Annotated in this window: 19 protein-coding genes; 9 read left to right on the forward strand and 10 right to left on the reverse strand. The window is 58.3% G+C overall.

From position 1 onward, the window contains the following. The 5 genes from glyA to ACA071_RS27285 all read left to right on the forward strand — a co-directional run bounded on the left by glyA (position 1) and on the right by ACA071_RS27285 (position 5,198). Entirely contained in the window at positions 1–1,254 is a 1,254-nt protein-coding gene (gene glyA, locus ACA071_RS27265; protein WP_123509173.1) for a serine hydroxymethyltransferase, read from the forward strand. Positions 1,255–1,512: 258 nt separating this feature from the next. After that, entirely contained in the window at positions 1,513–2,079 is a 567-nt protein-coding gene (locus tag ACA071_RS27270; protein ID WP_497641906.1) for a hypothetical protein, read from the forward strand. 291 nt (positions 2,080–2,370) lie between these two features. Next, on the forward strand, positions 2,371–3,684 hold the full coding sequence (locus tag ACA071_RS27275; RefSeq protein WP_497641907.1) for a C4-dicarboxylate transporter DctA: 1,314 nt from the start codon (positions 2,371–2,373) through the stop codon (positions 3,682–3,684). Positions 3,685–3,779: 95 nt separating this feature from the next. Beyond that, a complete protein-coding gene (locus ACA071_RS27280) occupies positions 3,780–4,484 on the forward strand; it encodes a FadR/GntR family transcriptional regulator (protein WP_497641908.1) in 705 nt (234 codons plus the stop codon). A gap of 24 nt (positions 4,485–4,508) precedes the next feature. Continuing rightward, complete coding sequence (locus tag ACA071_RS27285) at positions 4,509–5,198, forward strand: GntR family transcriptional regulator (RefSeq protein ID WP_497641909.1); 690 nt, start codon at positions 4,509–4,511, stop codon at positions 5,196–5,198. A 99-nt stretch (positions 5,199–5,297) separates the two neighbouring features. On the opposite strand, the gene yjiA is transcribed toward ACA071_RS27285, so the two are convergent. The 3 genes from yjiA to ACA071_RS27300 form a co-directional block, all read right to left on the reverse strand. Further along, on the reverse strand, positions 5,298–6,269 hold the full coding sequence (yjiA, locus tag ACA071_RS27290; protein ID WP_497641910.1) for a GTPase: 972 nt from the start codon (positions 6,267–6,269) through the stop codon (positions 5,298–5,300). Between the two features lie 164 nt (positions 6,270–6,433). After that, the gene (locus ACA071_RS27295; RefSeq protein WP_497641911.1) at positions 6,434–6,631 is read right to left on the reverse strand and encodes a YbdD/YjiX family protein; all 198 of its coding nucleotides are present in this window, start codon (positions 6,629–6,631) and stop codon (positions 6,434–6,436) included. 15 nt (positions 6,632–6,646) lie between these two features. After that, positions 6,647–8,713: a carbon starvation CstA family protein gene (locus ACA071_RS27300; RefSeq protein ID WP_497641912.1), complete on the reverse strand. Its 2,067-nt coding sequence runs from the start codon at positions 8,711–8,713 to the stop codon at positions 6,647–6,649. Positions 8,714–8,873: 160 nt separating this feature from the next. Here ACA071_RS27300 and ACA071_RS27305 point away from each other — a divergent pair, with 160 nt between their 5' ends. Then, complete coding sequence (locus ACA071_RS27305; RefSeq protein ID WP_497641913.1) at positions 8,874–9,242, forward strand: PilZ domain-containing protein; 369 nt, start codon at positions 8,874–8,876, stop codon at positions 9,240–9,242. Between the two features lie 173 nt (positions 9,243–9,415). On the opposite strand, the gene radA is transcribed toward ACA071_RS27305, so the two are convergent. Genes radA through katB form a run of 3 tightly spaced genes read right to left on the reverse strand, consistent with a single transcriptional unit; the run spans position 9,416 to position 12,984 of the window. Then, positions 9,416–10,783: a DNA repair protein RadA gene (gene radA, locus ACA071_RS27310; RefSeq protein ID WP_054051427.1), complete on the reverse strand. Its 1,368-nt coding sequence runs from the start codon at positions 10,781–10,783 to the stop codon at positions 9,416–9,418. Positions 10,784–10,828: 45 nt separating this feature from the next. Next, positions 10,829–11,383: an ankyrin repeat domain-containing protein gene (locus ACA071_RS27315; protein WP_497641914.1), complete on the reverse strand. Its 555-nt coding sequence runs from the start codon at positions 11,381–11,383 to the stop codon at positions 10,829–10,831. Positions 11,384–11,442: 59 nt separating this feature from the next. Continuing rightward, positions 11,443–12,984, reverse strand: coding sequence for a catalase KatB (katB, locus tag ACA071_RS27320; RefSeq protein WP_497641915.1), 1,542 nt, complete (start codon positions 12,982–12,984; stop codon positions 11,443–11,445). Positions 12,985–13,271: 287 nt separating this feature from the next. On the opposite strand from katB, the gene mscL reads away from it, so the two are divergent. Beyond that, positions 13,272–13,685: a large-conductance mechanosensitive channel protein MscL gene (gene mscL, locus ACA071_RS27325; RefSeq protein WP_497641916.1), complete on the forward strand. Its 414-nt coding sequence runs from the start codon at positions 13,272–13,274 to the stop codon at positions 13,683–13,685. 45 nt (positions 13,686–13,730) lie between these two features. Here the strand turns inward: mscL and ACA071_RS27330 are convergent, their stop codons facing one another. Then, complete coding sequence (locus ACA071_RS27330; RefSeq protein ID WP_497641917.1) at positions 13,731–14,507, reverse strand: ferredoxin--NADP reductase; 777 nt, start codon at positions 14,505–14,507, stop codon at positions 13,731–13,733. A gap of 339 nt (positions 14,508–14,846) precedes the next feature. Here ACA071_RS27330 and ACA071_RS27335 point away from each other — a divergent pair, with 339 nt between their 5' ends. Together ACA071_RS27335 and ACA071_RS27340 are read left to right on the forward strand one after the other, a co-directional pair. Further along, positions 14,847–15,560: an autoinducer binding domain-containing protein gene (locus ACA071_RS27335; RefSeq protein WP_497641918.1), complete on the forward strand. Its 714-nt coding sequence runs from the start codon at positions 14,847–14,849 to the stop codon at positions 15,558–15,560. Positions 15,561–15,737: 177 nt separating this feature from the next. Beyond that, positions 15,738–16,862: a methyltransferase gene (locus ACA071_RS27340; RefSeq protein WP_497641919.1), complete on the forward strand. Its 1,125-nt coding sequence runs from the start codon at positions 15,738–15,740 to the stop codon at positions 16,860–16,862. A gap of 79 nt (positions 16,863–16,941) precedes the next feature. Here ACA071_RS27340 and ACA071_RS27345 read toward each other — a convergent pair whose 3' ends face one another. From ACA071_RS27345 to ACA071_RS27355, 3 genes are all read right to left on the reverse strand, one after another. After that, entirely contained in the window at positions 16,942–17,109 is a 168-nt protein-coding gene (locus ACA071_RS27345) for a DUF2474 domain-containing protein (protein ID WP_497641920.1), read from the reverse strand. A 66-nt stretch (positions 17,110–17,175) separates the two neighbouring features. Next, a complete protein-coding gene (gene cydB, locus ACA071_RS27350) occupies positions 17,176–18,183 on the reverse strand; it encodes a cytochrome d ubiquinol oxidase subunit II (protein ID WP_497641921.1) in 1,008 nt (335 codons plus the stop codon). A gap of 3 nt (positions 18,184–18,186) precedes the next feature. Then, entirely contained in the window at positions 18,187–19,629 is a 1,443-nt protein-coding gene (locus ACA071_RS27355; protein WP_497641922.1) for a cytochrome ubiquinol oxidase subunit I, read from the reverse strand. Between the last annotated feature and the right edge of the window lie 97 nt (positions 19,630–19,726).

A 19,726-nucleotide genomic window follows, 5' to 3' on the forward strand; every position in this document is an offset into this window, starting at 1 on the left:
ATGTTCAGCCGTGATTTGACTATTGCCAAGTACGACGCCGATCTCTTTGCCGCCATGGAGCAAGAAGCTCAGCGCCAGGAAGAACACATTGAGCTGATCGCTTCGGAAAACTACACCAGCCCTGCGGTGATGGAAGCTCAAGGCTCGGTACTGACCAACAAGTACGCCGAAGGCTACCCGGGCAAGCGCTACTACGGCGGTTGCGAGTTCGTCGACGTGGTTGAGCAACTGGCCATCGACCGTGCAAAAGAGCTGTTCGGCGCCGATTACGCCAACGTTCAGCCGCACGCCGGTTCCCAAGCCAACAGCGCCGTTTACCTGGCCCTGCTGCAAGCCGGTGACACCATCCTGGGCATGAGCCTGGCCCACGGCGGCCACTTGACCCACGGCGCCAGCGTTTCTTCCTCCGGCAAGCTGTACAACGCCGTTCAGTACGGTATCGATGCCAATGGCCTGATCGACTACGACGAAGTCGAGCGCCTGGCCGTTGAGCACAAGCCAAAAATGATCGTGGCCGGTTTCTCTGCCTACTCGCAGATTCTGGACTTCCCGCGTTTCCGCGAAATCGCTGACAAGGTTGGCGCTTACCTGTTCGTCGACATGGCCCACGTGGCCGGTCTGGTCGCCGCTGGCGTCTACCCGAACCCGGTGCCTTTCGCTGACGTCGTGACCACCACCACGCACAAGACCCTGCGCGGTCCACGTGGCGGCCTGATCCTGGCTCGCGCCAACGCCGACATCGAGAAGAAGCTGAACTCTGCCGTTTTCCCGGGCGCCCAGGGTGGCCCGCTGGAGCACGTGATCGCTGCGAAAGCGATCTGCTTCAAGGAAGCGCTGCAACCTGAGTTCAAGACTTACCAGCAACAAGTGGTGAAGAACGCCAAGGCCATGGCCGGCGTGTTCATCGAGCGCGGTTTCGACGTGGTATCGGGCGGTACTGAAAACCACCTGTTCCTGCTGTCGCTGATCAAGCAGGAAATCTCCGGTAAAGACGCCGACGCCGCTCTGGGCAAGGCTTTCATCACCGTGAACAAGAACTCCGTGCCAAACGATCCACGCTCCCCGTTCGTGACCTCCGGTCTGCGTTTCGGTACTCCGGCTGTGACCACTCGTGGTTTCAAGGAAGCCGAGTGCAAAGAGCTGGCCGGCTGGATCTGCGACATCCTGGCTGATCTGAACAACGAAGCGGTGATCGACGCCGTTCGTGAGAAGGTCAAGACCATCTGCAAGAAGCTGCCGGTATACGGCGCCTGATGGCGGTTAGTTGAAACAAAAAAACCCGGCTGATCAGCCGGGTTTTTTAATGCCCGAAAATAATGTCTGACTGCAGGTTTCCCAGGGTTCCAAGCTACGTTCCAAAAACAACAATCAAGCACACTCCTGCAAAGCCCCGGACAAACAAGAAAAATCCTGTGACATACACACCGACGCCGTCACTACCGATAAAAGTTAAGCTCTCGATTCAACTGAAACACCAGACTACCCAAACATGGAAGTTAGAGAGTCGACTTTATGAGCCAATTTATTCTCAAGTCCTTTACCGCGTTCCTGGAAATGCCCGGTGCACACCTGAATTTCCTTGGCACCCTCTACGGTAAACCAGCGCTGGCCACACCGACCTTTGCCAACGGCGGCCACTTCAGCGGAAGGGCAAAAACCTATGATGACTCAGCGTTTCTGGGCTATCGCCCGACTAAAAACACGAGAACTGTAGAAAAACTCAAGTTGTACTTCTGGCTTACCAGCAATGGCTACGAAGTTTATGTCATGGACAATAATCCTCGACCCTCGTTGAGACTCAATATGGGAAGATCAAACATTGTGGGGGCTGTTGACCGCGACCTGGACGACCTTGGCACATTCAACATACTCGACGAAAACAACCAGGTTATTACCCTGGACGATCTGAAAGACACCCCTCACAGAGTAAAACTCCAAGTGGTCGACGGGGGATTACTCGGCGGCCTTATATTCCGTGGCTCCTCTTATCACTACATTGCCGACATCGGCACTGGGCATGCAGTCACTTTCAATCTAAGCGTCGCTGAAACCCACTACCCCGTTCCCCCTAACGATTGAACAGTGATCGGCATTTGACCGAGGAGTGGCCGGGGACAGCGGTCTTTTAATTTTTGACGTTCTGAGATAACGGAAGAAGATCAAAAGATCTCAGCCTTCGGCCAGCTCCTACGCGGCTACGGCCACTGGTCAGACCGGTCATGCCAATTGTGCTATTTCCACTTGTCATCGAGAAAAAACCGAGCGTAGACTGCGCCTGCACTGGACATACCGGTAAGACCACAATAATTAAGTCCTGAATCTGATGCGTTCAAGCGCACGGCAGCCAGGACACCGACCAGGATTCCTCCCATGCTCAGATGGTGCTCGCGTTCAATCTTCCTTCAAGTGGTTCTCGGACTGGTGCTCGGCATCGTCTGCGGGCTGACCCTTCCCGAATACTCCGCCCAACTCAAACCGCTGGGCGACGGCTTCATCAAACTGATCAAGATGCTCATCGGCCTCATCGTGTTCTGCGTAGTGGTCAGCGGCATCAGCGGTGCCGGCGACCTGAAGAAGGTCGGGCGCATCGGCCTCAAGTCGGTTATTTACTTTGAAGTGCTGACCACCATCGCCCTGGTGATCGGCCTGGTGTTCGCCTTCAGCACCGGCATTGGCAGCGGCGCGAACATTCATCTGGATCAACTGGCCAAGGCCGACATGGGCGATCTGGCCCAGCGCGGCCAGCAGATGCACACCACCACGCAGTTCCTGATGGACTTGATTCCGACGTCGGTGATTGGTGCTTTCGCGGACAACAACATCCTGCAAGTGCTGCTGTTTTCGGTGTTGTTCGGCAGCGCGTTGAACCTGGTGGGCGAAGCGGCTTCGGGCATCTCGCGACTGATCAACGAGCTCAGCCACGTGATCTTTCGCATCATGGGCATGATCGTGCGCCTGGCGCCGATTGGCGTGTTTGGCGCCATCGCCTTCACCACCAGCAAATATGGCCTGGATTCGCTGCAACACCTGGGCAGCCTGGTGGGTCTGTTCTACCTGACCTGCGCTGCGTTTGTGTCGCTGATCCTCGGCTTGGTGATGCGCCTGTCCGGCCTGCGGATGTGGCCGTTGCTCAAGTATCTGCGTGAAGAGTTGCTGATCGTCATGGGCACCGCTTCGTCCGACGCCGTGCTGCCGCAAATCATGCGCAAGCTGGAACACCTGGGCATCGGCAGTTCGACAGTCGGGCTGGTGATTCCAACCGGATATTCCTTCAACCTCGACGGTTTCTCGATCTACCTGACCCTGGCCATCGTGTTCATCGCCAACGCCACCGGAACGCCGCTGGCCATGACCGACCTGCTGACGATTCTGCTGGTGTCGCTGATCACCTCCAAAGGTGCCCACGGCATTCCCGGCTCGGCGTTGGTGATTCTCGCGGCAACCCTGACCGCCATCCCGGCGATTCCAGTGGTCGGCCTGGTGCTGGTGCTGGCGGTGGACTGGTTCATGGGCATCGGCAGGGCGCTGACCAACCTGATTGGCAACTGCGTCGCCACCGTGGCCATCGCTCGCTGGGAAAGAGACATTGATATCCAGCGCGCAAACAAGGTGCTTTCCGGACAGCAGGGTTATACCTTCCAGCCGAGAAAGCCTGCGGCCGGGGCGCATCAACAAGACTTCTAATTCCACAACACCTGTAGGAGCTGCCGAAGGCTGCGATCTTTTGATCTTGCCTGTCGGCGCTCAACCACCCGTCATCGATGCTCATGGAGCGAACAGTGATCACCACATCAACCGTCGTCACTTCAGTCGTAGAAAAACTTCGGGCCGCGCTGGCCCGTGGTCAGTGGCGCTCCGGCGAAATGCTGCCGGGCCAGCGCGAACTGGCCGAACAACTGGGCATCAGCCGCCCGAGTCTGCGCGAGGCAGTCATCGTGCTGGAAACCCTCGGCCTGGTGCGCTCCATGCCGGGCAAAGGCGTGGTCGTGCTCGAGGCCAACCTCAGCGACAGCCAACGCCACGACAGCGCAGTGGCCGGCGCAAGCCTGGAGGACGTGCTGCAACTGCGCTATACCCTTGAGCCGTTTATCGTCGGGCTGGTGGCGCAATCGATCAGCAGCAAGGAAGTCGGGCAACTGCGCCTGACCCTAATGGACATGCGCGAAGCCCTGGAGGCCAACGACAGCGAAGCCGGGGTCAACGCCTACATCGCGTTCCACGAAGAGTTGTTCACCCTGACCTCGAACCCGATCTTCCAGAGCGTGGTGCAACAGACCAGCAACGCCCTCAAGCAAAGCGCCGAGGTGTTGCGCAATTCGCCGGAACATCTGGCCGAACGCCTAGAGGAAAACGAAGCCGTGGTACGCGCGATCCGCAGCAAGAACAGCGCCCAGGCCAGTGCCGAGATGCGTCGGCACATCCTGCGTGAAGGCCAACGGATGGGCATCGAACTGAACATTCCGGACGACAACCTCGGCAGTTGAACTGCTTCGAACTGGAGACAGGCCATGAACAGCTTCGCCTCAGCACAAAACCTCACCGCCCTGCCCTTTCCCCGGCGGGCGGATGACCTCTATTCGCGGATCTTCGACGCCATTCTCGAACAGCGCATTGATGCCGCCAGTCGTTTTACGGAAGAAAGCCTGGCGCAGCTGTTCAGCGCCCGGCGCAGTGACGTTCGCGACGTGCTGACGCGCTTGTCCCATCAGCAGATCATCGTCCTTCGGACCAACCATCGGCCCCGTGTTGCCGCACTCGACAGCGAGCAAACCCGGCAGATGCTGCATGCACGGCGACTGACCGAAATCACCTTGGTGCGTCTGGTCTGCCAGCAATCCCGCCCGCAAGACTTGAAACCTCTACGCGCCTTGATCGATAGCGAGCGCCTATGCACCGCCCGTGGTCCGGCCATCCGGTTGTCGGGGGAGTTTCATTTGCAGTTGGCGGAAATGGCGGGGAATGCACCATTGGCGCACTTTCTCGGCAGTCTGGTGCCGCTGACATCGCTGGCGATTGCGCAGTTTGATGCGCCGGTGGAAGGTTATTGCGTGTGGCAGGTGCATCAGGGAATTCTGGAGGCTGTGGAGCGCAGGGATGCTGCGAGGGCGGTGACATTGTTGAGCCGGCATCTGGATCATTTGGAAGAGACATTGCTGAACTCGGAGCCGACTCTTAGTCAAAGTCGTGTTGCCGGTTAGATCGCCTTCGCGAGCAGGCTCGCTCCCACATTTAGAATGTATTCACCCTGTGGGAGCGAGCCTGCTCGCGAAATGGCCATAACAGACGCCAACAATCTTTCAGATTGCAGCAACTCGCTCAAACCCCTCACGAATCTTCTCTTCCGGCAAATCATCAGCAATAAACACGATCACGCTTTCCCGCGCCTCGCCCTCGGCCCATTCGGTGTCCCAATCGAAGCCATACAACTTCAACACCCCCTGAAACACCATGCGCCGCGGCTCACCAACAATGTTCAGCACGCCCTTGTAGCGCAGCAGTTGCTTGCCGTGGTCTTCCAGCAGTTCATTCATGAACTCACTGAGCTTGTCGAGATCCAGCGGTTTATCGGTGCGCAGCACCAGGCTGGAGATGCGGTCAATCGACGGCGCCTTGCTCACCGGTCGCAAACTCATGCCAGCGCCAAGGTCGGCGTTGAGGTTGAAGCCGCGTACGTCGAGCAATTCAGCCAGGTCGATCTTGCCGTGCTCGACAATCCGAATCGGCGCACGGCGGTTGATGCGGGTCAGGCGTTCACTCAACGCGCTGAAGGTCGGCTCGTCCACCAGATCCCGCTTGCTGACCAGCAGGCGATCGGCAAAACCGATCTGCGCCTGGGCGATGGTCTGGGTCAGGTGGGTTTCGGCATGCGCCGCATCCACCAAAGTGATGATGCCGTCGAGAATGTAACGCTCGCGCAGTTCTTCATCGATGAAGAAGGTTTGCGCCACCGGGGCCGGATCGGCCAGGCCGGTGCATTCGATCACCAGGCGGTCGAAGGCGATTTCACCGCTGTCCAGGCGCTCAAGCAGCAGGTACAGGGCCTTGGTCAGGTCGGTGTGAATGGTGCAGCAGACGCAGCCGTTGGACAGCGTCATCACTTGCACCGGTTCGTCGCCCAACAACTGGGTGTCGATACCGGCATCGCTGAATTCGTTTTCGATCACGGCGATTTTCAGGCCGTGCTCGGCTTTGAGCAGATGGCGCAGCAGCGTGGTTTTACCCGCGCCGAGAAAGCCGCTGAGGATCGTTACCGGGATGGGAGAGGACAACTCGAGTCTCCTGTTTCACAAAAATTAGAAATCAACACAAAACAAATGTGGGAGCGGGCTTGCTTGCGAAGAGGTCGTGTCAGTCGACATTAATGTTGAATGACACGACCTCTTCGCGAGCAAGCCCGCTCCCACAAGGGGAATTGCGTCAACCTGGCGTCAGGTTAACAGCACTTCGGCCCACCCTTGCCACCGTAACGCGCCTCCTGACGTTCCCGAAAGAACATCTCGTAGGTCATCATCGGTTTGTCCGGGTGTTTGGTTTGCATATGCTCGACGTAATTGTCGTAGTCGGGCATGCCGACCATCAGGCGCGCGGCCTGACCGAGGTATTTACCGAGGCGACTCAGGTCATTGAACATGTTTGCAATCCTCAGTTACGCGTCCGGCACAGCCTGGAATGGCGCTTCTTTATCCGTACGTTCTTTGCTGCCCCAGGCGGAAATCCCGACCTTGAGCGCATAGAACAGGATGCTGAACACCACAAACAGGAACAGCGCGGTCAGCGTTGCGTTGGTGTAGGCGTTGAAGATCACGTGCTGCATCTGCGTAATGTCCTTGGCCGGGGCGAGGATCTGGCCGTTGGCCAGGGCATCGCTGTATTTTTTCGCCAGCGACAGGAAGCCGATCGCCGGATTCGCATCGAACAGCTTGATGAAGCCGGCAGTCGTGGTGCAGATCAGCAGCCACACCGCTGGCAGCATGGTCACCCAGATGTAGCGTTGGCGTTTCATTTTGATCAACACGACCGTGGCAAGCATCAACGCGATGCCGGCGAGCATCTGGTTGGAGATGCCGAACAGCGGCCACAAGGTGTTGATCCCCCCCAACGGATCGATCACGCCCTGGTACAGCAACCAGCCCCACATCGCGACACAACCGGCGGTGGCGATCAGGTTGGCGGTCCAGGATTCCGTGCGTTTGAGCGCCGGGACGAAGGAGCCAAGCAAATCCTGAAGCATGAAGCGCCCGGCTCGGGTGCCGGCATCGACGGCGGTCAGGATGAACAGCGCTTCAAACAGGATCGCGAAGTGGTACCAGAATGCCATGGTGTTTTCACCCGGCAACACACTGTGCAGAATCTGCGCGATACCCACCGCCAGGGTCGGTGCACCGCCGGCACGGGCGAGGATGGTGGTTTCACCGATGTCATGGGCCACCGCTTGCAGGGCTTCCGGAGTAATCGCAAAACCCCAGCTGCTGACGGTTTGCGCCACGGCCACCACATCACCACCGACCACCGCGGCCGGGCTGTTCATGGCGAAGTACACGCCTGGCTCGATCACCGAGGCGGCAACCATCGCCATGATGGCGACGAAGGATTCCATCAACATCGCGCCGTAGCCGATGTAACGGGAATTGACTTCGTTATCCAGCAGCTTCGGCGTAGTGCCGGAAGAGATCAGCGCATGGAAACCCGAGACCGCGCCACAAGCGATGGTGATGAACAGGAACGGGAACAACCCGCCCTTCCACACCGGCCCGGTGCCGTCGATGAACTGGGTCAATGCCGGCATTTTCAGCTCAGGCATGGTGATCAGAATCCCGATCGCCAAGGCGATGATGGTGCCGATTTTCAGGAACGTTGACAGGTAGTCACGCGGCGCCAGGATCAGCCACACCGGTAACGAGGCGGCCACGAAACCGTAACCGACCAGCATCCACGTAATCTGCACGCCAGTGAAGCTGAACGCTTTGGCCCAGACCGGATCAGCGGCAATCTGCCCGCCCAGCCAGATCGAACCCAGCAGCAGCAAGACGCCGACCACGGAGATTTCACCGATGCGGCCCGGGCGGATGTAGCGCATATAAATGCCCATGAACATCGCGATCGGAATGGTCGCCATCACTGTGAAAATACCCCACGGGCTTTCGGCCAGGGCTTTGACCACGATCAGCGCCAGCACCGCGAGGATGATGATCATGATCAGGAAGCAGCCAAACAGCGCGATGGTCCCGGGGATGCGGCCCATTTCTTCACGGACCATGTCGCCCAAGGAACGACCGTTGCGGCGGGTGGACATGAACAGGACCATGAAGTCCTGAACGGCACCGGCCAGCACTACGCCGGCAATCAGCCACAGCGTACCGGGCAGGTAACCCATCTGCGCTGCCAATACCGGACCGACCAAAGGCCCCGCGCCAGCAATCGCTGCAAAGTGGTGACCGAAGAGGATATGTTTATTGGTCGGGACGTAGTCCAGGCCATCATTGTTGAGCACGGCGGGGGTGGCCCGGCGCGGGTCGAGCTGCATCACATTGTTGGCGATAAACAGACTGTAGTAACGATAGGCAACCAGATAAATGGCCACGGCAGCGACCACAATCCACAAGGCGTTAATCGCCTCGCCTCGACGCAATGCCACTACGCCAAGGGCGCACGCTCCTACGATTGCCAGCAGCAGCCAGGGTAAATGGCGTAGCAGGCTATTATTATTTTTCATTTTTTTATTCCAGCCAGGGTGGACAAGAAAGACAGCCACCCCGAGTTTAGCTCTACTGGCGCCAAAGACCATAGTCCGACATTGGTCGAGAGCCATCACTGTGCTGGCAGCCTTTGTCGATGCGGGTCTATAGTCAGCGAACCTTTATGAGGATTGCGCCATGAGCGAACACCCTGCCGATCGCCGCCGCTTCAAACGTTTTGCGTTCGATGCCCGAACCGAGCTGAGCCAGGGAGAACTCACCTGGCCGGTGAAGCTGATTGACCTGTCACTCAAGGGGCTGTTGATCGAGAAACCCGAGCCTTGGCTGGGTAATCCGGACTGGCACTTTCTGGTCGATATTCATCTCAACGAGGACGTCGAGATCAAGATGGATGTGATGTTGACCCACGATGACCATGGCCAGCTCGGCTTTGTCTGCAAACACATCAGCCTGGAATCCATCGAGCGCTTGCGGCGGTTGATTGAGTTCAACCTGGGCGATCCAGAGGAATTGGAACGCGAACTGGGCGCGCTGATCGAGGTTTGACGACCTGCGCCCCTTGTAGCCGCTGGCGAAGCCTGCGTTCGGCTGCGCAGCAGTCGTGAAGTCAGGCGACTCGGTGTTTCAAGAAAATCTCGCACTCAGGTTTTGCGTCTGCTGCGCAGCCGAACGCAGGCTTCGCCAGCTGCTACAAGTTGTGTTGCAGGCAATGGGGCAGGCTATTCGAACAAGGCGTCGAGGGCCTGCTCCAACCGGGTGACCGCAATGATCTGCAACCCCGGCGGCGCTTCTTTCGGCGCGTTTCCCTTGGGCACGATGGCGCGCTTGAAGCCGTGCTTGGCGGCTTCTTTCAGGCGTTCCTGACCGCTCGGCACCGGGCGCACTTCGCCCGACAATCCCACTTCGCCAAACACCAGCAAATCATGGGGCAATGGCCGGTTGCGCAGGCTCGACATGACCGCCGCCATCAGCGCCAGGTCAGAGGCCGTTTCCAGCACTTTCACCCCGCCGACCACGTTGAGGAACACATCCTGATCGTGAGTTGGAATGCCACCGTGCCGGTGCAATACCGCCAACAACATCGCCAGCCGATTCTGATCCAGCCCCAGCGTGACCCGACGCGGGTTGGCCAGATGACTGTCATCGACCAGCGCCTGCACCTCAACCAGCATCGGTCGCGTGCCTTCCCACGTCGCCATGACCACGCTGCCCGGGACTTCTTCCTGAGCGCGCGTGAGAAAAATCGCTGAAGGGTTGGAGACTTCTTTCAGCCCCTTGTCCGTCATGCCGAACACGCCCAGCTCATTCACCGCACCGAAACGGTTCTTCACCGCCCGCAGCAGCCGCAAACGCCCATCGGATTCGCCTTCGAAATACAGCACGGTGTCGACCATGTGCTCCAACACCCGCGGGCCGGCCAATGCGCCTTCCTTGGTCACGTGACCCACCAGGAAAATTGCCGTACCGCTCTGCTTGGCATAGCGCACCAGCAACGCCGCGCTTTCCCGCACTTGGGACACGCCGCCGGGTGCCGATTGCAGTTGCTCGGTAAAAATCGTCTGGATCGAGTCGATCACCATGACCTTGGGCTTTTCTTGCCGGGCCGTGGCGATGATGGTTTCGATGCAGGTTTCGGTCATCACCCGCAGCTTGTCCTGGGGCAAACCCAGGCGACGGGCGCGCATGGCCACTTGCTGCTGGGATTCTTCACCCGTGACGTACAACGCCGGCATGCTCTTGGCGAGGTTGCACAAGGTTTGCAACAAAATGGTCGACTTGCCGATACCGGGATCACCGCCGATCAACACCACCGAGCCATCCACCAGACCGCCGCCCAGCACGCGATCGAGCTCACTGGAAGCCGTGGAAAACCGTGGAATCTCTTCGACGCTGACTTCCGCCAAGGTCCGGATTTGCGCCTGCTGCCCGGTCCAACCGGTGCGACCGCTGGGCGCCGCCGCGCCGCCGCTCTCGACCATGGTTTCGGTCAGCGTGTTCCAGGCCCCGCACTCGCCGCACTGGCCAGCCCACTTGGGGAAGGTGGAGCCGCACTCGGTGCAGCCGTACATGCGCTTGGCCTTGGCCATCTGAACTCCCGGCAAAAACCGCGATGATAGCTCAGCTGGAGCGGATCAGCGCGGCACCGCGTTGCGGATTTCACCGCTGGCCAGACGCGCGGCGCTATTGCCTTGCGGGTCTTCGGCATTCAGGTCGGCGCCCTTGGCCTTGAGCGCATCCAGCAACTCGACACGATGGAACAACCCGGCGTACATCGCCGCCGTCTGCCCGGCACCGTTACGTTGGTCGGGGCTACAGTTGGCGGCCAACAGGGTTCGCGCGATCTGCACTTCGCCCTTGAAAATGGCGCCCATCAACGCGGTGTTGCCCCGCTGATCCTGGGCGCAGGCATCGGCGCCGGCCGCGAGCAGACGGTCCACAGCGGCTGTCTGGCCGTGGTAGGCCGCCAGAATCAGTGCGGTGTAACCCTTGCTGTCTCGCGTATCGAGGGAATAGCCCGCCTCGATAAAGGTGTCGAGTATCGGCACATCGCCACGGCGGGCTGCGTCGAAGTAGTAATCCTGCAATTGAGCTTTCAACGCGGCGGGGTCTTTTGGTACGCCCGCCGCCGGATTGGCAAACACACTGAACGAGAGTGCTGCCAGAAACACGGATAGATAGAAACGCATGGCCAGGCTCCTTGGTCTGACGGGACCTCGAACGAGGCCCCGCTTTCAGGCAAACGGGATCAGTCGACCAATTTGGCCGCCAATGTCTTGACCCTGGCCAGGTCACCCTTGGCGACCTTGGTCACGCCGGTGCCATATTCCGGGTCGGCCTTATAAAGGAAGGACAGCATGATGTGCTTGCTTTCGTCGTCGGTGGTGGCCAGGGAGCCGCCGAAGCTATCGATCAGATCCTGGCGCTCCTTCTGGCTGAACGAGCGATACAGATCGCCGGCCTGCTTGAAGTTTTGCTCACGCTGGATCTTCGCCTGCTGGGTGCTGCCCGCCAGCGCCGACTGGCTGTAACGTGCGGTTTGCGGCTCCTCGCGGGGCAGCAAACGGCTCGGCTGATAATTCACACCGGTGCTGCTGGCACCGCTGTTCATCGCGCCGTCCTGATTACCGTTGTTCACCGCAACCTTAGGCGCATTGATCGGCAGTTGCAGGGCATTGGCGCCCAGGCGATACAATTGAGTATCGGCGTAGGAAAACACTCGACCCTGTAACAAACGATCTTCCGAAGGCTCTATTCCGGGAACTAGATTGGCGGGAGCCATGGCAACTTGTTCGGTTTCCTGGAACACATTGGCCGGATTACGGTTCAAGACCATTTGTCCAACTTTTCGCTCAGGAATACCTGGCCAGATCTTCGTTGCATCCAAAGGATCGAAATCAAACTTGTACAAGTCTTGAGGATTCACAACTTGAACGTACAAGTCCCACTTCGGAAAGTCCCCTTTATTTATATGAGTAACCAGATCGTTAGTCATATGACTGTAGTCTTGGCCTTGAACGTTGGCGACGTCCTTCGGATCGAGATTTTTAATGCCCTGCAAACTTTTCCAATGAAACTTCACGTAGTGCACTTCGCCTTTGGCATTCACTAACTTGTAAGCATGAACCCCATTACCGTCCATCTCCCGATAACTGGCCGGTGTTCCTGAATTGGAATACAGCTCGGTCAGGGTGCGCGTGGCTTCCGGCACATGGGAAAAGAAATCAAAACGGCGCGAATCATCGTCAAGGTTGGTGCGCGGATCAGGCTTGAAGGCATGGACCATATCCGGGAATTTGATGGCGTCACGGATGAAGAACGTCGGGAAATTGTTGCCGACCAGGTCCCAGTTACCGTCCGCCGTGTAGAACTTGGTGGCAAAGCCGCGAGGGTCGCGCAGGGTTTCCGGGGAATGGTTGCCATGGACGACCGCCGAGAATCGCACGAACACTGGCGTGTTCTGGCCGCCGGCGAACACTTTGGCCTTGGTCAGGTCGCTGAGGTCGTCGGTCACGGTGAACGTGCCATGGGCTCCGGTACCACGGGCATGCACCACGCGCTCAGGAATGCGTTCGCGGTCGAAACGCTGGAGCTTCTGGATCAGTTGCACGTCTTGCAGCAGCACCGGGCCCGTGGCGCCGGCTGTTTGCGAGTTCTGGTTGTCGCCGACGGCCGCACCGTTATCGCGGGTCAGGGTGGCGGCGCTCACGGAAAAGGACAGCAAGCTGGCGGTCAAAACGCCCAGGGCGCGGCGATGGGGAACAGCCCCGAGGCCAAGGGAAGTTGTCATAGGAGTTTCCTCTGATTTTATAAAGCGCATCCAGGTGCGCTCAACAGAGGCTAGTGACCGACGGCCCAAAACCTAAATAGAAATGCCAAACAGGGGTGATAGCGAAAAGGTGCTGGAAGGCCCGGTCTAGAGGGGGTAAAACGCGCGCGAATGGTGGCCTTTTGTAAACTTTCCTGGAATGAGTGGGTCGATAGCAGGCAAACGATGTAAGCAGTTGTGTAGAGCAGGATGCGTTTTGCTGATTTACACTGCGTTCACCAACCTCATCTGTAACAAGGAAATAACCTATGGGCGTGCTTAACGAGTTCAAGGCCTTCGCGGTCAAAGGCAATGTGGTCGACATGGCCGTCGGTATCATCATCGGCGCGGCCTTCGGCAAGATCGTCTCGTCGTTTGTCGGCGATGTGGTCATGCCGCCCATCGGCCTACTGATCGGTGGGGTGGATTTCAGTGACCTGGCCATCACCCTAAAGGCTGCCAATGGCGACATCCCGGCGGTTATGTTGGCGTATGGCAAGTTCATTCAGAGCATGATCGACTTCATCATCGTCGCGTTCGCGATCTTCATGGGCGTCAAAGCCATCAACCGTCTGAAGCGCGAAGAGGCCGTAGCACCGACCCTTCCACCGGTTCCGACCAAGGAAGAAGAGCTGCTAAGCGAGATCCGTGATCTGCTCAAGGCACAGAACGACCGGCCTTGAAGGCTGTTTGGCAATGAAACACGGCGCCTTCGGGGCGCCGTTTTTTTACCAGTAGTTTTCCACCGCCACCTGACCGGGCCGTCGGCTGAGGCTAAGGTTCATATCGCGTTGTTTGAGCAATTTGCGGGTGTCATCGATCATCTGGGGGTTGCCACAGATCATGACGCGCGAGTGCTCTGGCGTCAGCTCCAGCCCCGCGGCCCGCTCCAGTTCGCCATTTTCAATCAGGGTGGTGATCCGTCCATTCAGGACACCTGGAGGCTGCTCGCGCGTTACGGTCGGGATGAATTGCAGCTTGTGGGCATACTCCGCCAGGTAGTCACGTTGCGCCAACCCCGCGATCAACTCCTGATAGGCCAGTTCCCGGCCTTCGCGCGCGCTGTAGACCAGGATGATGCGTTCAAATTTTTCCCACACCTCGAAATCCTGCAGGATCGACAGGAACGGTGCCACCCCTGTACCTGTGGACAACAACCAGAGATCACGGCCATCGACGAAACGATCCAGGGTCAGGTAGCCGGTGGCTTGCCGCTCAATCAGCAACGTATCACCCACTTCCAGGCGACTCAGTTCGCTCGTGAACTCGCCCCCCGGTACGACGATGGAAAAAAACTCGAGAAACTCGTCATAGGGCGACGAGACCATGGAGTAGGCACGCCATACCGTGCTGCCGTCTGGCTTGGTCACACCCAGTCGAGCGAATTGCCCTGCGCGAAAGCGAAAGCCCGAGTCCCTGGTTGTACGCAAGGTGAACAGGCTCGGCGTCAAAGGCTGGACGTCGAGCAGGGTCTGGCGGGTGAATTTTTCTGCACTGGCGGTCATGGGGCACTCCATTAGACAGGTGAGGCCAGTGTCCCGCAAAGCAGACGACTTAAACACCGATGGTTTGTAGTGGCTTTAACTAATGCCTCTTGATCTTATTTATTCTGAACAACATTAATTTGCCACTCCCCATTAGCACTTCGACTATTTACATGTCGCTTTTCGTGCTTGAGTGTTATGCAAATGTTACATACGGTAAGAACCAGTTCTGCACTTCCAGGCCTAATCAATATCAAAAAATTCAGAGCACTTCCGTAGGAATAGTCCTACACTCGGGACGTGCCGGATCCCGGATCCAAATAGGCACCCCAGAGGAAAAATGCACATGGAGGCCTGAACATGGAAATGTGGAAGGAGTCACAGTTAACGCAGCTGTCCTATGCCAAAGAAATCGACATCGCTTACCAGATCTCACTTAATTTCGTAAAAAATCTCGGGTTTAAATTCTGTGCCTTTTCAATAACTTCAAAAGCACTTGATACCCACGACTACATTCTGAACCGGAACAATTTCCCCCCTGACTGGAACACTCAATATGAACAAAACAAATTTAGCGCCATCGACCCAATAGTGGCTCACTGCAATCATTCCATGTTGCCGATTCTATGGACTGAAGATCTTTTCTCCCAAACGCCGTGGCTGTGGCAAGCCTTGCAACAACAAGGACTGCAACACGGCTGGTCGCAATCATTCCATGATGCGGAAAGCGGCCTGTACAGCATGCTGAGCCTGGCCAGAAGCCATTGCCCGATTACCGCTTATGAACTGTATGAAAACCTCGGCTTCACGGTGTTCATCGGTCGACATCTGCACGCTCTGGCCGCCAAGACCCTGCCGAAAAAAATATCGAAGCCCAGTACCCCGCGCTTGTCGCCCCGGGAAGTCGAGGTGTTGAGATTGTCCGCCGATGGCAAGACCGCGTACGAAATTGCCATAATCCTCAACCTGAGCGAGCGCACAGTGAATTTCCACGTGCATCGGGCAATTGAGAAACTGGGGGTCTGCAACAAGATTGCTGCGGTGTGTGCAGCGACAAGGACCGGTGCCATCTGAAACGGCCCGCCACAAGGAAAACCTGCGGGTAATCCAATAGAAAAAAACGTACCATTTGCGATCCTTCCTGAGTGTTGACGTGTAAAACTTCACGGCGCAGTCCACTCGGTCGGTTCCGCCCGCTACATCGCCCCTGGGCCGCGGGACATCCGTTGATTATCCAGAGCCCCCCGCCCCATGCCTTTGCTCGAAACAGCTTTCGCCCAACTCGACCTGATCCGCCAGCCCGAACAGCAAAACGAACCGCTGCAAGCGTTCGATGCTGCCGACGAATACCTGCTCAATCATCTGGCCGAGCAGCAACCGACCGCGGACTCTCGGGTATTGGTGCTCAACGACAGTTTTGGCGCATTGGCGGCCAGCCTGGCGGGCAAGGTTCAGGTCACCAGCAGCGGCGACTCGTTCCTGGCCTTTCAGGGGTTGGAAAATAACCTGGTCCGTAATGGCCAGGCGTTTGATGCGGTGCCGAGCGTGCCAGCCAATGAAGCCTTCGTCGGGCCGTTCGACCGGGTGTTGATCCGGGTGCCGAAAACCCTCGCCTTGCTGGAAGAACAACTGATTCGTCTGCAAGGCCAACTGGCGCCGGGCGCCCAGGTGATTGCGGCGGCGATGGTCAAGCACTTGCCTCGTGCTGCCGGGGATTTGCTGGAGCGCTACATCGGCCCGGTACAAGCCTCGCTGGCGGTGAAGAAGGCTCGGCTGCTGATCGCCACGCCTGAACCCAAGGCACCGGCCGCCTCGCCCTACCCCTCCCGTTACCTGCTCGACGAACCAGCGATCGAACTGCTCAACCACGCCAACGTGTTCTGCCGCGAAGGGCTCGATATCGGCACCCGGGCATTTCTGCCGCATTTGCCAAAGAACCTCGGCACGGCGCGAGTGGCCGATCTCGGTTGCGGTAACGGCGTATTGGCAATCGCCAGCGCCCTGCAAAACCCTGAAGCCCACTACACGCTAGTGGACGAGTCATTCATGGCCGTGCAATCGGCCAGCGAAAACTGGCGCGCGGCGTTGGGTGAACGCGAGGTGATTGTGCGAGCCGGCGACGGCCTGGCCGGCCAAGAACCGCAATCCCTGGACGTAGTGCTGTGCAATCCGCCGTTTCACCAGCAACAGGTGGTCGGCGATTTCCTGGCCTGGCGGATGTTCCAGCAAGCCCGGGAAGCGTTGGTGGTCGGCGGCGCGCTGTACATCGTCGGCAACCGCCACCTGGGTTATCACAGCAAGCTGGCGCGACTGTTTCGCGGCGTCGAGCAAGTGGCGGCCACACCGAAATTCGTCATTCTCAAAGCCCGCAAGTAATCACGGTCAAAAAAAACCCTCCGTCAGGAGGGTTACAAAACCGTGCCGCGAGGCAACGGGATGGGAATGGCGGGGTGTTTCAGTGGGTGCTCAGGCCGGCGGCATTCATGAACATGCGCATCAGGCTGGCCACGATAAACAGTGCCACGACGCTGCCGGTCCAGATCATCGCCAACCATCCGAGCCGCTGCCACAGCGGCTTTTTTTCGGCCTGTTCGATGTCGTGCAGGGTAGGTTTTGTGGACATGGCTTAATCCTCTCTTGAAGTTGATGGCGCCTGTGATGACGCCATCGCGAGCAAGCTTTGCTCCTACTAGTGGTAACCATCTTCATGGGTGACCTTGCCGCGGAACACGTAGTAGCTCCAGAAGGTGTAGCCCAGGATGAACGGGATGATGAACAGCGTGCCCACCAGCATGAAGCCCTGGCTTTGCGGCGGTGCGGCGGCGTCCCAGATCGAGATCGACGGCGGCACGATGTTCGGCCACAGGCTGATGCCCAGGCCGCTGTAACCGAGGAAGATCAGCACCAGGGTCAGCAGGAACGGTGTGTAGTTCGCATTGCGAGCTACCGCGCGGATAAGGCCGTACATGGTCACCAGCACCAGGATCGGCACCGGCAGGAACCAGAACAAGTTCGGCAGGGTGAACCAGCGTGATGCGATCTCGGGATGGGCCAGCGGCGTCCAGATACTGACGATACCGATCACCGCCAACACCACGAATGCCAATGGCCGCGCCAGGTTGTGCATTTGTTCCTGCAACTTGCCTTCGGTCTTCATGATCAGCCAGGTGCAACCGAGCAATGCGTAGGCAATCACCAGCGCCAAACCGCAGAACATCGTGAACGGCGTCAGCCAGTCCAGTGAACCACCGGCAAACTGGCGGTTAACCACCGGCAGCCCATCGATGAACGCCCCCAGCGCTACACCCTGGAAGAACGTCGCGGCGATCGAGCCACCGATAAAGGCCTTGTCCCACAGATGGCGCTTGTCGTCCTTGGCCTTGAAGCGGAACTCGAACGCCACGCCACGGAAAATCAGCCCGATCAGCATGAAAATCAGCGGCAGGTACAACGCCGACAGCACCACCGAATAGGCCAGCGGGAACGCGCCGAACAACGCCGCGCCGCCCAGTACCAGCCAGGTTTCGTTACCGTCCCAGACGGGCGCGACGGTGTTCATCATTACGTCACGGTCGGTCTTGCCTGGAATGAACGGGAAAAGAATCCCGATGCCCAGGTCGAAACCGTCCATGACCACGTACATCATGATGCCGAAGATGATGATCACGGCCCAGATCAGCGGAAGATCGATACCCATGATTCAAATCTCCTTGGTCAGGCTGTGGCTGTGGTCACTGTCGGCGTCATCATCGTCAGCCGCGGAGAGCGGACGGGACGGCGTGCGTTTCTTGCCAGGGCCACCCTCGTTGGTTTCCTTGCCTTCGTCGATCTTCGGCCCTTTACGCACCAGGCGCATCATGTAGCCAAGACCGGCGCCGAACAGCGCGAAATACACCACCACAAACAGCACCAACGTGATGCTCATCTGCATGAAGCTGTGATTGGAGGACGCGTCCGCCGTGCGCATCAAGCCATAGACCACCCACGGCTGACGGCCGATTTCAGTGGTGAACCAGCCGGCAAGGATCGCAATCAGGCCGGACGGGCCCATCCACAACGCCAGGTACAGGAACGGTCGCGAGGTATACAACTTGTCGCTCTTGCGCAGCCACAGGCTGCACAAACCAGTGAAGATCATCAGGAAGCCCAGCCCGACCATGACCCGGAACGACCAGAACACGATGGTCGAATTCGGTCGGTCTTCAGGCGGGAAGTCCTTGAGCGCCGGCACCTGTTTGTCCAGGGAGTGCGTGAGGATCAGGCTGCCGAGATACGGAATCTCGACGGCGAATTTGGTCTTCTCGGCTTTCATGTCCGGCCAGCCGAACAGGATCAGCGGAGTCGGTTCATCACCGACGTTTTCCCAGTGGCCTTCGATCGCGGCGATTTTCGCCGGTTGATGCTTAAGCGTATTGAGGCCGTGGAAGTCACCGATGACGGCCTGGATCGGCGCCACGATCAATGCCATCCACATGGCCATCGAGAGCATGGTGCGAATCGCCGGGTTGTCTTTACCACGCAGCAAGTGCCACGCCGCCGAGGAACCGACGAAGAATGCGGTCGCCACGAATGCCGCCGTCGCCATGTGCATCAAGCGGTACGGGAACGACGGGTTGAAGATCACCGCCAGCCAGTCCACCGGAATCACTCGGCCGTCGATGATTTCAAAGCCTTGTGGCGTCTGCATCCAGCTGTTGGACGCGAGAATCCAGAACGTCGAAATCAGCGTGCCAATGGCCACCATGACGGTGGAGAAAAAGTGCAGGTTGCGCCCGACCTTGTTCCAGCCGAACAGCATGACGCCGAGGAACCCGGCTTCGAGGAAGAAGGCTGTGAGCACTTCATAGGTCAGCAGCGGCCCGGTGACGGCACCGGCGAAGTCCGAGAAACGGCTCCAGTTCGTGCCGAACTGATAGGCCATGACGAGGCCGGAGACCACGCCCATGCCGAAGTTCACGGCAAAGATCTTCGACCAGAAGTGGTACAGATCGCGGTAGGTATCGTTGTTGGTTTTCAGCCACAGGCCTTCGAGTACCGCCAGGTAACTCGCCAGGCCAATGGTGATGGCCGGGAACAGGATGTGGAACGAGATGGTGAACGCGAACTGCATCCGGGCGAGATCAAGTGCCTCCAAACCGAACATAAGTCTTCCTCTGTCAGGTAATACCGGCTGTAGGGCTTATGACCCTGCACCCACTCTGCCCCCACGGATATGGAGTGTGGCGAATTCCAATTCGTTC

The sequence above is a fragment of the Pseudomonas sp. LBUM1646 genome, assembly GCF_059716165.1.

Coding starts and splice junctions, on each gene's coding strand:
- ACA071_RS27285 (WP_497641909.1), top strand. CDS start 4,509: ATGAACAGCTTCGCCTCAGCACAAAACCTCACCGCCCTGCCCTTTCCC.
- katB (WP_497641915.1), bottom strand. CDS start 12,984: ATGACAACTTCCCTTGGCCTCGGGGCTGTTCCCCATCGCCGCGCCCTG.
- ACA071_RS27295 (WP_497641911.1), bottom strand. CDS start 6,631: ATGTTCAATGACCTGAGTCGCCTCGGTAAATACCTCGGTCAGGCCGCG.
- radA (WP_054051427.1), bottom strand. CDS start 10,783: ATGGCCAAGGCCAAGCGCATGTACGGCTGCACCGAGTGCGGCTCCACC.
- ACA071_RS27315 (WP_497641914.1), bottom strand. CDS start 11,383: ATGCGTTTCTATCTATCCGTGTTTCTGGCAGCACTCTCGTTCAGTGTG.
- cydB (WP_497641921.1), bottom strand. CDS start 18,183: ATGGGTATCGATCTTCCGCTGATCTGGGCCGTGATCATCATCTTCGGC.
- ACA071_RS27330 (WP_497641917.1), bottom strand. CDS start 14,507: ATGACCGCCAGTGCAGAAAAATTCACCCGCCAGACCCTGCTCGACGTC.
- ACA071_RS27340 (WP_497641919.1), top strand. CDS start 15,738: ATGCCTTTGCTCGAAACAGCTTTCGCCCAACTCGACCTGATCCGCCAG.
- glyA (WP_123509173.1), top strand. CDS start 1: ATGTTCAGCCGTGATTTGACTATTGCCAAGTACGACGCCGATCTCTTT.
- mscL (WP_497641916.1), top strand. CDS start 13,272: ATGGGCGTGCTTAACGAGTTCAAGGCCTTCGCGGTCAAAGGCAATGTG.
- ACA071_RS27355 (WP_497641922.1), bottom strand. CDS start 19,629: ATGTTCGGTTTGGAGGCACTTGATCTCGCCCGGATGCAGTTCGCGTTC.
- ACA071_RS27300 (WP_497641912.1), bottom strand. CDS start 8,713: ATGAAAAATAATAATAGCCTGCTACGCCATTTACCCTGGCTGCTGCTG.
- ACA071_RS27305 (WP_497641913.1), top strand. CDS start 8,874: ATGAGCGAACACCCTGCCGATCGCCGCCGCTTCAAACGTTTTGCGTTC.
- ACA071_RS27275 (WP_497641907.1), top strand. CDS start 2,371: ATGCTCAGATGGTGCTCGCGTTCAATCTTCCTTCAAGTGGTTCTCGGA.
- ACA071_RS27335 (WP_497641918.1), top strand. CDS start 14,847: ATGGAAATGTGGAAGGAGTCACAGTTAACGCAGCTGTCCTATGCCAAA.
- ACA071_RS27345 (WP_497641920.1), bottom strand. CDS start 17,109: ATGTCCACAAAACCTACCCTGCACGACATCGAACAGGCCGAAAAAAAG.
- ACA071_RS27270 (WP_497641906.1), top strand. CDS start 1,513: ATGAGCCAATTTATTCTCAAGTCCTTTACCGCGTTCCTGGAAATGCCC.